The sequence below is a fragment of the Kamptonema formosum PCC 6407 genome (assembly GCF_000332155.1).
GTDB lineage: Bacteria > Cyanobacteriota > Cyanobacteriia > Cyanobacteriales > Microcoleaceae > Kamptonema > Kamptonema formosum.
This window is the reverse complement of record NZ_KB235904.1, coordinates 925,820-940,411: the sequence shown is the minus strand read 5'-3', so window position 1 is coordinate 940,411 and position 14,592 is coordinate 925,820. Positions and strand designations below refer to the sequence as shown.

Genomic DNA, 14,592 nt, shown 5'->3' with positions numbered 1-14,592 from the left:
GGATTAACTTTAGCTATGAATTAAATAATCGAAGTAAAGCAGGGCTTATTATGTGAGGAAGATGGGCCTCTTCTTCATTTCTCACCCCCCTGCTTTTTATAACTTTTTCAGCAAGCCCTATATATGCGTACCGATCGCACTCAAAAGGCGCGATCGCACAACTAAGATGTGCGATCGCAATTATCTCGATAAAAGCTTAATTCCTTACTTTTGATTGCCGATCGCCCACTGCATCAACTGCTGCCACTCCGCAGATTTCCCCAACATATCAACATCAAAATCATCTCTCTCATTCTCATAAAATTCCGCAAAACTTTCCACCCAGTTAATAACAGTTTCCACAGGCAAATAAGGCGTATAACTCCAAGAACTCTGTAGAAACTGCACCATTTCAGCGCGATGGCCTTTTGAGTGCAAATACCAAGCAATCCAGACAAAGGTACTGTACTTAATCGGCTTTTCTAACAACCTTATTTTCCCTGGCAATTCCGGTCGAGCAAAAAAACTTTCAATCACTTTTGCCAGAGAGTTAGCCTGCGGTAAACCTTTGAACATCGCACTCTGTTCGTGCTGCCGATAGCAAACAGTCACCTGCTTTAACCACTCAGTTTCACACCCCATTAAAGCCAAACGCAAAGCCAAATCCGTATCTTCAGCCGGAGGAAACCGAGGATCGAAACCACCCGCACGTTCTAACCATACTCGGCGAAACATCATCGCACTTGGCAACACAGGTTTCCACCGCAACCACATCTCTAAATCCAATTTTGGGACATTTTGCCAAGGTTTAACATCTTGCAAAAACTCACCTTTACTATTAACTTTGCGCCACCCACTATGAACTATTCCCAAGTTAGGTTGCGCCTCAAACATTCCAATCTGTGCCGCTAATTTGTCAGGGAGAAAATAATCGTCTGCATCTAGAAAAGCGACAAATTCGCCCCGCGCTAGCTGAATGCCATGATTACGCGCAATAGAAACTCCTTGATTTTTTTGATAAACGTAGCGAATGTGGGAACTATAAGGCTGCAAAACGGAAACCGTGTCATCTTTTGAGCCGTCATCCACAATAATTATCTCCCACTGGGAGTAAGTTTGAGCGAGAACGCTCTCCACCGCTTGCACAATATAAGAGGCGCAGTTATAGGCGGGAATTACCACGCTTACCAAAGGTGTCATAAATAAAAGGCTAAGGCAGGACAAATTATTGTAGGCTGGGCGCTACCATCATCTCATTTACCGTAGAAAAATATCATCGCAGTAGCATCCACCAAAGCTGCTGTTACTCAACCAGAAGACAGAAATGCAGAAATTAGGAGCCAGCCAAACTCAACCCGCTAGGATTGAGTAAGGGGTTATTGCTTAATTGTTGACTGCGATCGCCCTCTAGGTTCAAATATTTCTCAACCACTTGTAGAACTTTTTCCGCAGTAGGAGGCTTACTCACAAAATCCGTAGCACCCGTCCACTTAGCTCGCGTGCGGTCAACAATGCCGTCCTGACCTGTCAAAAATACGATCGGAGTGTCCCGGAATGCAGGAGTTTGCCGCAAAAAATTGCACAGAGTAAAACCGCTAGCCTTCGGCATAATCACATCCAAAAAAATTAAAGCAGGCTTTTGCTCGGCGAGAGTCGCTATTCCCTTCATCGGGTCTTGGATTTTCACGACTCGATACCCAGCAGGTACCAGAATTTGCTCTAAAAACTCGCAAACCGCACGGCTATCATCAATACAGGCAATTAAAGGGCGCACCGGCTGAACGATCGCAGCCGCTAAGCGCCACTGTTCCATTGGCGAAGGCAAATCCTGTACCGTTCGGAAATCAATCAAACCTTGCTTGACAAAGTGATATAAAGTGCGAGTCGCCACTGTCAAACATTGCTTTTTCTTCAAAGCAATATCCCAGAGAGTATTCTGACCATTGAAGTGGTTGCTCAAAGCCAGCAAAGAATCAGAACTAACTCGACTTTCCAAACTGTCAGATTGTTTTAAAATCGGCGCGAGATCGGGATTTAAGTGCGACAAACCCATTGCTTCCCACTTTTGGCAAAGTTCTCGATTGTCGGAGAGCATTTGCTCGCTTTCTAATTTTGGGATCAGCAAACGGGTATTAATCGAAAAAGGAGGCTGTTTGTAAGGATGCCACTTTCTCTTCAAGCCTGACTGATTAGCAATGGAAAAGAAAACTTCATAAATACTGCTGCGGATAATACCCTTGGCTTGCTCGACGCTCATCTCTCTTTGAGCAATCCCGTGTTGTAGGAGCTGATATTCCCAAAGCTCCTCGGCAGCCATTTGGTGAAGATTTACCCGAAAATCAGGACAATGATCCGCGATCGCCCTATACCAGCGCCGAGAGCGGTGCAATCCCCCGGTAGCATAGAGCATAGACCCGTCAAAAAAGTAAAGTTGCCATTTTTGCTCCCCATGCTCTAGGAGCAATTTTCCAGTAGCCCGCTTCTGGCTAAGTATAGCCAGGGTATCGGACAGCATCTTGCACCCAGTAGCGGTGGCTGACATATTAATCCACAACCTCTTACTCCATTGATATTTTATTATTTATTAGATGTCGGGAGATCGGTAATATCACTGAAGTTAGTATAGCTGTGTAATTCTCCCTATTTTTAAATATTAACTTACACTTTAAGTATTTGGCAATCCAACTTTACGCAATCTTTAAATTGTCAATAGATACTACTACAGATTGTAGGGCAGATTACTTAAAATTATGGTGAAAATCCTTAAAAATCAAAGACAAGTTGCGGTGGGTGAGCGTAGAAGCCTTTCTGGGGGGTCTTGTACCTACGGGCTGCGACACATCAATACGGATAATTGGTAATTGGTAAGTGGTAATTGCGATCGCAACAGACAAGAATGTTAGGGCGCATATCCACAACGCCGCCCTCTAGGCCGTTAAGACATCGCCTAGAGAGCGGCGTTATCTAAGTTTTCAAAGAAATAAAATTTGCTTTGTCCCTCTGAGTCCTGATTCCTTCTTCTTCATTCTTCATGCTTCGGAGGCACTGGATCGTAACCGCCGGGATGGAAAGGATGGCAGCGCAAGATGCGACTAATTGCCATTTGACCGCCCTGCAAAACCCCAAATCGTTCTATTGCTTCTACTGCATATTGCGAACAAGTTGGTTGAAATCGGCAGGCACGAGGCAGGTGAGGAGAAATTAAAATTTTGTAGCCCTTAATTAATCCAATTAGTAATATTTTCATTGTTAGTTGTTAGTTGTTAGTTGTTAGTTGTTAGTTGGTAATTGGTAATGGCTAATTGCTAATGGCTAATGGCTAATTGGTAATTGCTAATTGGTAATTGCTAATTGGTAATGGCTAATTGCTAATTGCTAATTACCCATCTTCCCAATTTCCCCTGCTCCCCTGCTCCCCCTCTCCCTCTCTCCCCCACTCCCTCGCTCCCCTGCTCCCCTGCTCCCCCTCTCCCTCTCTCCCTCTCTCTTTCCCTAGCCCCTAGTCCCTAGCCCCTAGCCCCTTCTTCTATAATTGGTTTGAGGCTAAAAAACAATTTGAGGAGCCAAAATGCTGCCTGTATCTGAGTAAACTCGCTGACCAACGCCTAGAAATTGACCCCCTTCATCGTAAACTAGCAGTGGATCGGAGGATGGGGAAGGTGGGGGCAGAGGCGCAGAGGAGCAGAGGGGCAGAGGGGCAGAGGGGAGGTTTCCATCTTCCTCATCTCCCCTGCTCCCCTGCTCCCCCGCTCCCCCGTTCCCCTGCTCCCCCGCCCCCCTGCTCCCCATCTCCCCTGCTTGGAGAAAAGCAAGCCGCTGACCTTGACACCAGCGTGTGGCATCTTTAGCATCAAGAGCGATCGCACCTAAATGTGCCAACGCTGCTGAGGGCGTTATAGGGCAGAAAGTCCCCTGCTGTAATTGTGTTTCTAGTTCCTCAAAAGTAAGGCTCTCGGCTAGATGAAAACCGCTACTTTCAGTGCGAGTCAAAGCCGCTAAAGTTCCGCCTACATTCAAAGCTGCGCCCAAGTCACGAGCGATCGCTCTAATATAAGTTCCAGCACCACAAGCGATCGCCAAATCCAATTCGGGAAAATCCCCCGGCCGCCAGTCCAAAATCTCCAGCCGAAATACCTCCACAGGGCGGGGAGGTACTACCACCGTTTCACCCTTGCGGGCCAAGTCGTACAGGCGTTTTCCCTCCACATGAATAGCGCTGTAATTAGGCGGTATCTGCTGAATTTTTCCCTGGAAACTTGGTAAAGCGGCTTTTACCTGTTCTAGAGTTAAATTAGGCACTGGCTGAGAGCTTAAAATCTCCCCCTGCAAGTCATCCGTAGCCGTCGTCAAGCCAAACCGAACCGTTCCTTGGTAAGCTTTATCATGTCTTAGAAACTGCAACAGCCTAGTTGCCTTGCCCAGAGCTACTGGTAAAACCCCTCCTACTGCGGGGTCAAGAGTTCCCCCATGTCCAACCCGCTTGAGCTTTAAGAGGCGGCGCAGTCGCGCTACGCAGTCGTGGGAAGTCGGGCCAATCGGTTTATTTAGATTAAGGAAACCTTCAAATGTCATTACAAAGTGGTGAAATCGGAAGAAGAAATTGAATTACGCGCAACCCCTGGCAATACAGCTAAAAATTGAACGTCATTGCCATTTATAAGCTGAATAACTGTACTTGGGGCTGTTCCCCCACCCTGAACAATAGTTAGATCGCCAAAGGTGAGGCCTGCACTTAAGCGAATTCTATCCGCGCCGTCGGTAAAATCTGTAATTACATCAGCATCAGCTTCAGTTAAACCACCCGTGAGTCTGCCGATAACAAAGGTATCGCTGCCTTCACCGCCTGTTAAAGTATCTCTACCGCGATCGCCTGATAGGAGATCGTCACCCGCACCTCCAATCAGCGAGTCATCGTCTGTTCCCCCAAATAAGCTATCATCGTCAAGGCCTCCAATCAGGGTATCGTTCCCCGTATTACCAAAGAGCTGATTGTTGCCAACTCCCCCGCTTGCCGAGTCATTGCCTTTACCACCAAAAATAGTGTCGTCACCATCATCGCCGAATAGAGAGTCGCGATCGCTACCACCAAACAGGATGTCATTACCGCCCTCTCCCAGCACCGAGTCATCTCCCGTATCCCCGGAAAGAGTATCATCGCCGCCTAAGCCGTAGAGAGTGTCAAAACTTGCTAAACCAAATATCTGATCGCCACTGCCAGTACCCCGAAGCGAGTCGGGCTCGCTAGTACCGCGAATGATGTTGCCCCCCCCTGGAAGTGTACCTGTATTACCACCAGAACCGTTACCGCCAGGACTGGGCGTTGGCGTTGGTCTTATTGGCTGAGATGGCACTGCTCCTGGCATAGTTCTACCTTAAATATGCAATCATTAAGTATCTTATACCAATTTAATCAAGCTGCCTAGAATAGGCTTCAACAATGAAATTGTTAAAAGGATAGCGAACTGATTTGTAAAGGGTGTGATTTGTTTAACAACTAAACTAAGGGAGTTAAAATAGCAAAAAAGTCTTATAGCGATGAAAATTACCTTTGTTCTTCCTATTGTTAGTCTTACCGGAGGCAGCCGTGTAGTAGCAATTTATGCCAAACTGCTCAAAAAGCGGGGGCATGAAGTATTCATTATTTCCATGCCCAAACAACAACCAACATTTAAGCAAAAAGTCCGATCTTGGATGCGGGGAGAGGGTTGGCCTTCTTCAAGCGATCGCACACCTTCCCACTTCGATAATCTAGGCGTTGAATACCGAGTTGCCGATCGCAACGGCCCCGTTAGCGATGCCGACTTACCCGATGCTGACGTAGTTATCGCCACTTGGTGGGAAACCGCCGAATGGGTGGCGAACTTGTCTCCCGCAAAAGGAGCAAAAGCTTATTTTGTACAGCATTACGAAGTCTTTGACTATCTGCCTAAAGAAAGAGTAGAAGCAACTTGGTCGCTACCTCTGCATAAAATCCCCGTCGCCCAGTGGTTAGTAGATATAGCTGAGACTCGATACGGCGACAGTAACGTTTCCCTAGTACCTCCTAGCGTCGATACCCAGCAGTTTTACGCCCCACCTCGCAGCAAACAACCCATTCCCACAGTCGGAATTATGTATTCAAGCGTAAATTGGAAAGGATGCGACCTGGGGTTAAAAGCTTTCTCGCTAGCTGCTAAGAAAATCCCCAATTTACGCTTAGTTACCTTTGGTAACGGCCAACTATCTCCAGATTTGCCTTTACCCCCCGGTACTGAGTACGAACCTCATCCTTCTCAAAGTCAGCTTAAAGAATTTTATGCTAAATGCGATGCTTGGCTGTTTGCTAGCCGTTCCGAAGGTTACGGGCTCCCGATTTTAGAAGCAATGGCGTGTCGCACGCCTGTCATTGGCACCCCAGCGGGTGCTGCTCCCGAACTATTAGAGGGCGGCTGCGGCATACTGGTAAAACCGGAAGATCCAGAGGATATGGCTAAAGCAATAGAACAGATGTGTCAGTTGTCTGAGACGGAATGGCGAACAATGTCTGATGCTGCCTACGCTAAAGTGACAGGATATACCTGGGAAGATGCAACGGATCTATTTGAAGCTGCACTCTACACAGCAATTGAGCGATCGCATACCTGACTTCAGAATCAATAATCCAGATTACCAGTTAACAATTAGCAATTAGCAATTAGCAATTAGCAATTAGCAAATGTCTTCCTTAATTAGTCTGACATTATATGGATGGATTCTAGTTACCTTATACTTATTTGTGCGGTATCCGCCACAAAGAGCATTAGTAATTAGTTTCGTCGCCTCCACTCTATTTTTGCCGCAAGCATCAATTAAATTACCAGCAATCGGTAGCTATGGTAAAGCAACAGCAGCTTGTTTTGGCTGTCTACTAGCTACTGTAATTTTCCAGCCCGCCCGCCTTAGTTCCTTTAAACCAGGCTGGCTTGACATACCAATGTTAATTTGGTGCTTATGTCCAATTCCTTCACAACTAAGTAATAATCTCAGCCCATTTTCTCCTACTATCGGACAAATTTTACAGTGGGGATTGCCTTATTTTTTAGCTAGAATTTACCTCAATAATTTAGCAGGAATACGGGAACTCTCAATGGGTATTTTCTATGGCGGATTAGTCTACATTCCTTTATGTCTCTACGAATCCCGCATGAGCCCACAGTTACACCGCATAGTTTACGGTTTTACTCCCCGCTTGGATTTTGGACAAGCAATTCGTTTAGGAGGATATCGACCTACAGTATTCATGGAACACGGTTTAGCAGTAGGTATGTGGATGATGGCAGCAGCGCTGCTGGGAATTTGGCTTTGGAAAACTAAAGTTATCAAGAAAGTCGGGAATTTTCCGGCTACCCAGGTAGTAGGAATCTTGACAGTTACGTTTATATTATGTCGCTCCACAGGAGCATATATTTATTTGGCGATAGGAGTAGTTATCTTATTAGTTGGCAAGCAGTTTCGTAATGGTTTGTTGTTGCTTTTGCTAATTGCGGGGATCTCTAGTTACATATATGTTAGTGCTAGCGGTAGCCTTTATACTAATCCTTATGTTATTAACTTTGTCAATACTTCCACTGACCCACAAGACCGCAGTCAATCTCTAGCATTTAGAATTGAAAATGAGGAGATTTTGTCACATAAGGCGCGGGGGCAAATCATGTTTGGTTGGGGTGATTCTGGAGGAAATCATGTAACTGATGAATGGGGGAAAACTATTACAGTTACGGATAGTTTGTGGATTATTGCTTACGGCGTGAATGGTGTAGTTGGACTGATTAGTTTTACGGCAATATTCTTATTGCCACCTTTCGCCTGTGTTTGGTTGCGCTATCCGGCTAGTACCTGGGGCAACCCAAAAGTAGCGCCTGTAGCGGGGATGGCTGTAGTTTTAACTTGCTATATGCTGGACTCTTCCCTGAATGCTTTTCCTAATCCGGTATTCATTCTCGGTAGCGGGGCAATTTCAGGGTTAATACTGAATCCACCGGAATCAATTAAGGTCAAAAAAACGCCATCCCTTGTATCTAAGCCATCGCCAACGTCACGAAGATTTGCTAGATAAGGTTCTAGACAATTTGAAGTTTGTAACGCCGCTGTCCCGGTGGTATCTTGGTATCTTTATCGCCAAAATGGGGGTGTTGCGATCGCAACCCCGCCATAACCAGCTACAAATATAAATAGTAGTAGTTCTGATACGCTCACCAGTCCTACAGTCCCAACTCCCTAGTTCTCCTTATGACGACATCCAAACGCAACTCCTCCGATGCTAAGGCTTCTACAGGGAAGCGAGTTGTTTACTCCGAATTCGGCAACTTTGACAACTCAACCGCAGTAGAACGAGCACTCCCAGAAGTCCCGCCACCTCAGCAAAATATTAGAGTCCAGGCCTCCCGTAAGGGTCGCAAGGGTAAAACTGTCACTGTCATCACGGGATTTCAGGCCAAACCCGAAACTCTAGCAGCATTGCTGAAGCAGCTTAAAACCCAATGCGGTGCAGGGGGTACTGTTAAGGATAGCGAGATTGAGATTCAAGGCGAGCACACCCAAAAGCTTGTTGAAATTCTGACAAAATTGGGGTATAAAGCTAAAATCAGTGGTGGTTAGTGGTTAGTGGTTAATGGTTAATGGTTAGTGGTTAATTGTCATAGCCGTTATATCCGTTAAATCCCCGACACAACTCATTACCAAATTGCTAATTATTAATAGTTAGCTTAACTTAGTTAATCATTTTTTCTCAGTAACAATTGTCAATTGTCAATTACCAATTACCAATTACCAATTACCAATTACTAAATTGTACACGCGACCTTTAGCCCGTTTAATAGAGCAATTGCAACGCTTACCCGGAATCGGCCCCAAAACCGCCCAACGCCTTGCTCTACACATTCTCAAACGACCAGAAGAAGAAATAGAAGCACTCGCTCAATCCCTAATTGATGCTAAAGAACAAGTAGGTTTCTGTGAAGTATGTTTTCATTTATCTGCTGACCCAGTATGCGAAATTTGCCGCAATCCCAACCGTGACAGCGATACTATTTGTGTAGTCACAGATTCCCGCGATGTAATTGCCATTGAAAAAACGCGGGAGTACATTGGTAAGTATCACGTTTTGGGCGGAGTTATATCGCCGATGGATGGAATTGGCCCAGAACAATTAAATATTGAACAGTTAGTGCGGCGCGTGAGTCACGATGATATTAAGGAAGTAATTATTGCTATTAGTCCGAGTGTAGAAGGTGAAACTACCACGCTGTATGTAGGACGTTTAGTTAAGCCTTTTACGAAGGTAACGCGAATTGCCTTTGGCTTGCCGATGGGGGGAGATTTAGAATATGCTGATGAAGTGACTTTAGCGCGTGCTTTAGAAGGGCGGCGACTGTTGGATTAGCTAATATTTTTATCCGGTTTTATCCTAAGAGTTCATCTACGGAAATACTAAAGCATTGCAATACAATCTGAGTAGTAATTATACCATTTCCCTAAAAGTATGCTATAATAACAATGAGATTTTGAGGAGTGGTGCATGAAAGTAAATTACCAAGAAAGAATTGATTTAAGCGTTGGGGAGTTAAAAATAATTTTGTCGCAGCAGCGAACTATAACTAACCGACAAAAAATTCAGGCACTTTATTGGTTAAAAGCGGGATTAAGTCCCAGCCTTACAGATGTAGCAGAACGTTTAGGGGTACATAGGATAACTGTAAATAGATGGTTAAAACAATATTGGTGTCAAGATGAAACAAGAATTGGCTTAAAAACAATTGAAAGGAAAAGAATTACAGCTTTAGGAGTCAAACCAATAGGTAAAGTTCAATGGAATTTTAAAGCCTACTATTTATATGGTGCAGTTGCACCACAAACAGGAAAAACTTTTCAGTATGGACATATAGTATGGTGGGTTCTCAGCAACGGATATATTCAGGAGAGTACAAGGAATTAGTAATTAGGAGAAGAACTACAACATTCGTACCAATTCGTATAGTTTAACCTATATTGATTGCAAAAATACAAAAGCACGGCGGTAAGCTGCGGCCGCTTCTTCCCATTTTTCTAGTTTAGAAAGAGCATCGCCTATATAATAGTAAGAAGAAGCAAAGTCAGAGTTAAGTTCAAGACTAAATCGATAAGCAGCAAGAGCTTCTTCCCACTTTTCCAGTTTAAGAAGAGCATTACCTAAATTGTAGTAAGACCAAAAGTAATCGGGATTGAGATCGAGCCCAAAGCGGTAAGTAGTTACAGCTTCATTTAAGAGTCCTTTTGCTTGCAGAGCATTTCCTAATTTGTAGTATAATTCAGATATATCTGGCTGGAGTTGAATAGCTTTGCGATAGTGAGCGATCGCATCGTCCCACTGTTCCAGTGAAGTTTCAATTTCTGCTAATTTATAATAAGCTTCGTAACAACTGGGATTCAAATAAATAGTGCGGAGGTAACAAATAACTGCTCTTTCTACTTTATTTTGCGCCATCAAGCTAGAGGCTACATGGAGAAATGTTTCACCCGTGAAATCTGGCTCTAACATCAGAGCAATATACCAGAAATCTGCGCCTTCCTCTGGCTTGCCAATTTGCTCAAATAGTCTAGCTAAGTTGCGGTAAACTCCCGCAAACTTGGGTTGGAGAGTTAAAGCTTGCTGGTAAGATGCGATCGCCTCTGGCCACTGTTCGAGGTTAGCATAGAGACTGCCAAGGTTAGCGTGGACATCCGCTAAATTCGGATCGAGTGCGATCGCTTTAGCGTACCATTGCTTTGCCTCTTCTAGCTGACCTTGAGTTTGGAGTGCCTTACCCAAGATTTTACAAGCTGTTGCTGAGTTTGGCTCGTTTTGTAGGGCTTGCTTGCAGGAAGCGATCGCTCGATCTAACTTTCCTTCATTTAAATCTACTTCTGCCTGTCGCAGCAAATCAAGCACTTCTGTTTCTGGATTCACTATTCTGTTATCCTATAGAGTTGCAAACGTCAGTAAAATTGTATTCTACAAGCTAAACAGGGATAAAAAATCCGTGTATGCACGTCTATATCTGGGGTTGTGCTGCTTTCCCCTTCCCAATTACTTCAGAAATTCATGTTAACGGCAAATTCGACACCGCGAGTCAGTGTAATTATCCCAGCATATAATGGCGATCGCTACATCGCGCTAGCGGTAGAAAGCGTACTGAACCAAACCTATAAAAACTTAGAAATTATCATCATAGATGACGGTTCAACGGATAATACTCGCGAAATATTACAGCCCTATTTTAACAGAATTCGCTATATTTATCAAGAAAATCAAGGAGTAGCAGCCGCCCGTAATTCTGGTATCCGAGAAGCCAAGGGTGAATTAATTGCTTTTCTAGACCAAGATGACTTTTTCTTACCAGATAAGTTAGCTGCCCAAGTAGCCTTATTTGATGCTCAAGCCTCCCTCGCAATTGTTAATAGTGGCTGGCGAATTGTTAACGAGCAAGGCGAAACTATTTTTGATATCAAACCCTGGGAACACTTACCCCAGTTAAACTTAGAAACCTGGGTCGTATATATGCCCGTACTTCCCAGTGCCATGATGTTCTCAAAGCAGTGGTTAAATCGAGTTGGTGGCTTTGATTCTCAATATGATTCCGTAGACGATTCAGACTTAGTGCTGCGTTTAGCATTATTAGAATGCGAGGCTGCTTGGCTACCTAAAATCACAGTTTGCTATCGCCAACACAGGCAAAATGTCTCTATCCAAAGAGCGCTCAAACAAGCCAACCTTTTTATTGAATTAAAGCAAAATTTATTCAGTAGAACCGATTTGCCAGAACGCATCCGCCAATTAGAAAAACCAGCTTTTTACGAAGCCCTAACCTGGATGGCATGGCAACTTTACTACAGCGGTTATCCCGCAGAAATGGCTGAGTATTTCCAGCAATCTTTGCGCTATAGTCCGTACTCGGTGACAGCAACTATAGTAGATTGGGTAAAGCGCCTTACCGATATTTCTCAAGCCTATGGCTGCGAAATCGATGGCTTTGCCCTGAGAAAGTTACTAGAATGGAAAAATTTAATGGCTAATATCATCCCTACGAAAAAAGTCAGAGTCAGCGTTATTATCCCCGCTTACAATTGCGATCGTTACATTGCCCAAGCCATAGATAGCGTTCTCAATCAAACTTATCAAAACTGGGAAATTATTGTCGTAGATGATGGTTCTACAGATAATACTCGCCAAGTTTTATCCCCTTATTTAGACTTAATTAAATACGTCTATCAAGATAATCAAGGGGCCGCCTCCGCGCGAAATCATGCTTGTCAGTTAGCCCAGGGCGAATTTTTAGCTTTTCTAGATAGCGACGATTTCTTCCTACCAGAAAAGCTAGAGAAACAAGTAGCGTACCTAGATGCTGACCCCACATTAGGTATGGTACAAACAGGTTGGCTAATAGTTGACGATAAGGGGCGAGATATCCATCCAGTAATGCCTTGGCAGCGTTCGCCAAAATTAGATTTAGAAACCTTTGTAATCTATAAAATTGTCCGCCCAAGTGCGATGATGCTGCGGCGAGAATGGTGGGAAAGATTGGGTGGTTTTGACTCGCGATTTCCCCCCGCCGAAGATTTAGATTTTGCCTTACGCTTAGCTTTAAATGGCTGCAAAGCCGCCTGGTTAGAAGAGATACTTATTGGTTATCGTCAGCACGATGCTAATCTGATGTCTAGCGGTTATAAATTGATGAAAAATATGGAACTTGTCATGGAAACTTTTTTTGCCAGGCCAGATTTGCCCAATCAAATTCGTCAGTTAAAAAGTAAAGAACGCTACGAATCTTTAACCTGGATGGCGTGGCGAATGTATCGGGATGAGCATTTTGGAGAAATGGGTGAAGCTTTAGAAAAATCCTTATATTACAGCCCTTTCTCTCCGATAGATACTATCTTAAATTGGGTAGAAGCTTTTAAAGTCTATTCCCTCGAATACGGTTACAATTTTGATGCAAATTCGTTAAGTAATGTGCAAGAATGGCAAGCAGCAGTGACAATGGTGATGAATAATCTTCATCAAGCTAACTCCACTGGCAGCTTAACTTCTAGAAAGAATCATCGGCACATTCTATTATATGCTGAAGATCACGGAGTCGGAGGAATGGCTCAGTTTAACCATTCACTTTTATGCAAGTTAGCAACGGAAGGATACGAAGTTACTTGCGTTCAAACTGAGACTTCTAACCCGTTAATTAATAAGCAAAAAGAACTTGGCATCCGTCACGTTTGGCTAGAGTTTGACACGATGAAAGAATTTTCCCGCATCGCCTACAATCAGGCTGATGCTGAAAATATTTTCTCGCAGTTTCCCCCCGATTTAATTATATTTAGTGACGGCTGGCCGATGGCAAATTTTGCAGCCAAGCAAGTAGCTTTAAAACGAGGGATAAACTATATCATTGCTTTAGGTTATATTGACCCAAGTTTTGCTAAATTCCATAGATGGGACAAAATTCCCTATTTAGATGCTGTCTCCTATCATTATGCTACGGCAAAATCTATGGTGGCAGTTTCTTCTGAGAATTTAAACTTATGCCAGAAATGTTTTAAAATGCCTCAAGACTGGGGAAAAGTTATCTATTACGGACGGCCTGATAGTTATTTTGTCCCCCCTGTTGCTACAACTCGCAACCGATTGCGACAGGAGGTAGGAATTCCAGAAGATGCCATAGTTTGTTTCACGGCGGCGCGTCTTACTCCCGTTAAAGGCTATCAGTATCAATTGGAAGCAATCGCGCAGTTAAAACAGAGTCCAGTATGGTCGCAAATTTATTTTGTGTGGGCCGGCCCTGGGGCGACTACTCACGATAATATGGAACCTGAATTGAGAGAAAAAGTATCAAATTTAGGAGTAAGCGATCGGGTTAAATTCTTAGGTCAACGGTGGGATATTTCAGATTGGCTCGATGCTAGCGATATTTTTATTCTACCATCAAAAGCAGAGGGAATGCCTTTAGCTGTGATGGAAGCAATGGCAAAAGGATTACCTGTAATTGCGACTGCTGTCAGTGGTATTCCAGAGGAGTTGGGGGAGACAGGAAAGTTATTACCTAACCCGAATCGCGATCCCAAAGGAACAGTAAGGGAATTGGCTATGACAATAGAAGCCTGGGTCGCGAATTCGGAATTGAGGCAGTCTGTAGGCAAAGAATGTAAATTACGAGCCGAACAAATGTTCCGGGAAGAACGGATGCTTCAGGAATATTTGAATACAATTGTAGAGGCTTTATCGAGTGAAAAAGATCCAGAAAAAAGATTTTTGAATCCGCGACTTGAAGGACAAATGAAATTAGTAGAAAAACAATTACGTTATAGCTCTTTGGTGTGGAGTGCTTGGCACGCTCATTGTCATGGTAATCTTGCTAAAATGTTCCGGGATTTGGAGGAATCTTTGACTTGTACGCCTTTTTTGACAACAGAAACCATCTTCTATTGGATACAAAACTTTGCCACTTTTTATGCAGAAATTGGTAAAGAGTTTGATAGCTATTCTCTGATTAACTCAGTAGAATGGAAGGAATTAGTGGCGACTACATTAGGTGGTGAATTGGCTTTTGCGACTTAATAAAATTTCAGTTCTAACCCACAGTTATCTGG

General features: G+C 43.9%; 13 protein-coding genes. 7 read left to right on the top strand and 6 right to left on the bottom strand.

Annotated features, from left to right (window positions below; translation table 11 throughout):
* Positions 1–61: 61 nt before the first annotated feature.
* Positions 62–214 (top strand): hypothetical protein, encoded by a 153-nt coding sequence (locus OSCIL6407_RS35515; protein WP_155523415.1) that lies wholly within the window; start codon positions 62–64, stop codon positions 212–214.
* On the opposite strand, the gene OSCIL6407_RS0121045 is transcribed toward OSCIL6407_RS35515, so the two are convergent.
* The 5 genes from OSCIL6407_RS0121045 to OSCIL6407_RS0121025 form a co-directional block, all read right to left on the bottom strand.
* Positions 205–1,179 carry a glycosyltransferase family 2 protein gene (locus OSCIL6407_RS0121045; RefSeq protein WP_007355943.1) on the bottom strand — a complete coding sequence of 325 codons (975 nt, stop codon included), beginning with the start codon at positions 1,177–1,179 and terminating at the stop codon, positions 205–207. The two genes, OSCIL6407_RS35515 and OSCIL6407_RS0121045, sit on opposite strands and share 10 nt — an antisense overlap.
* A 133-nt stretch (positions 1,180–1,312) precedes the next feature.
* On the bottom strand, positions 1,313–2,521 hold the full coding sequence (locus OSCIL6407_RS0121040) for a response regulator (protein ID WP_007355942.1): 1,209 nt from the start codon (positions 2,519–2,521) through the stop codon (positions 1,313–1,315).
* A gap of 480 nt (positions 2,522–3,001) precedes the next feature.
* On the bottom strand, positions 3,002–3,226 hold the full coding sequence (yidD, locus tag OSCIL6407_RS0121035) for a membrane protein insertion efficiency factor YidD (RefSeq protein ID WP_007355941.1): 225 nt from the start codon (positions 3,224–3,226) through the stop codon (positions 3,002–3,004).
* Positions 3,227–3,522: 296 nt separating this feature from the next.
* Positions 3,523–4,551, bottom strand: a complete 1,029-nt coding sequence (gene truB / locus OSCIL6407_RS0121030; protein ID WP_019487636.1) for a tRNA pseudouridine(55) synthase TruB — start codon at positions 4,549–4,551, stop codon at positions 3,523–3,525.
* Positions 4,551–5,342 (bottom strand): calcium-binding protein, encoded by a 792-nt coding sequence (locus OSCIL6407_RS0121025; protein WP_007356814.1) that lies wholly within the window; start codon positions 5,340–5,342, stop codon positions 4,551–4,553. The genes truB and OSCIL6407_RS0121025 overlap by 1 nt, the downstream gene beginning before the upstream one ends.
* Before the next feature lie 172 nt (positions 5,343–5,514).
* On the opposite strand from OSCIL6407_RS0121025, the gene OSCIL6407_RS0121020 reads away from it, so the two are divergent.
* The 5 genes from OSCIL6407_RS0121020 (at position 5,515) to OSCIL6407_RS36335 (ending at position 9,931) form a co-directional block, all read left to right on the top strand.
* A complete protein-coding gene (locus OSCIL6407_RS0121020) occupies positions 5,515–6,603 on the top strand; it encodes a glycosyltransferase family 4 protein (RefSeq protein WP_007356815.1) in 1,089 nt (362 codons plus the stop codon).
* 70 nt (positions 6,604–6,673) lie between these two features.
* A complete protein-coding gene (locus OSCIL6407_RS0121015) occupies positions 6,674–8,053 on the top strand; it encodes a hypothetical protein (RefSeq protein WP_007356816.1) in 1,380 nt (459 codons plus the stop codon).
* A 173-nt stretch (positions 8,054–8,226) separates the two neighbouring features.
* Positions 8,227–8,595 carry a translation initiation factor gene (locus tag OSCIL6407_RS0121010; RefSeq protein ID WP_007356817.1) on the top strand — a complete coding sequence of 123 codons (369 nt, stop codon included), beginning with the start codon at positions 8,227–8,229 and terminating at the stop codon, positions 8,593–8,595.
* 190 nt (positions 8,596–8,785) lie between these two features.
* Positions 8,786–9,379: a recombination mediator RecR gene (gene recR / locus OSCIL6407_RS0121005; protein WP_007356818.1), complete on the top strand. Its 594-nt coding sequence runs from the start codon at positions 8,786–8,788 to the stop codon at positions 9,377–9,379.
* 135 nt (positions 9,380–9,514) lie between these two features.
* A complete protein-coding gene (locus OSCIL6407_RS36335; RefSeq protein WP_019487635.1) occupies positions 9,515–9,931 on the top strand; it encodes a helix-turn-helix domain-containing protein in 417 nt (138 codons plus the stop codon).
* A 48-nt stretch (positions 9,932–9,979) separates the two neighbouring features.
* Here the strand turns inward: OSCIL6407_RS36335 and OSCIL6407_RS0120995 are convergent, their stop codons facing one another.
* Positions 9,980–10,921, bottom strand: coding sequence for a tetratricopeptide repeat protein (locus OSCIL6407_RS0120995; protein WP_007354366.1), 942 nt, complete (start codon positions 10,919–10,921; stop codon positions 9,980–9,982).
* A gap of 135 nt (positions 10,922–11,056) precedes the next feature.
* Here OSCIL6407_RS0120995 and OSCIL6407_RS0120990 point away from each other — a divergent pair, with 135 nt between their 5' ends.
* Positions 11,057–14,560 carry a glycosyltransferase gene (locus tag OSCIL6407_RS0120990; RefSeq protein ID WP_007354365.1) on the top strand — a complete coding sequence of 1,168 codons (3,504 nt, stop codon included), beginning with the start codon at positions 11,057–11,059 and terminating at the stop codon, positions 14,558–14,560.
* The last annotated feature ends 32 nt before the right edge of the window (positions 14,561–14,592 follow it).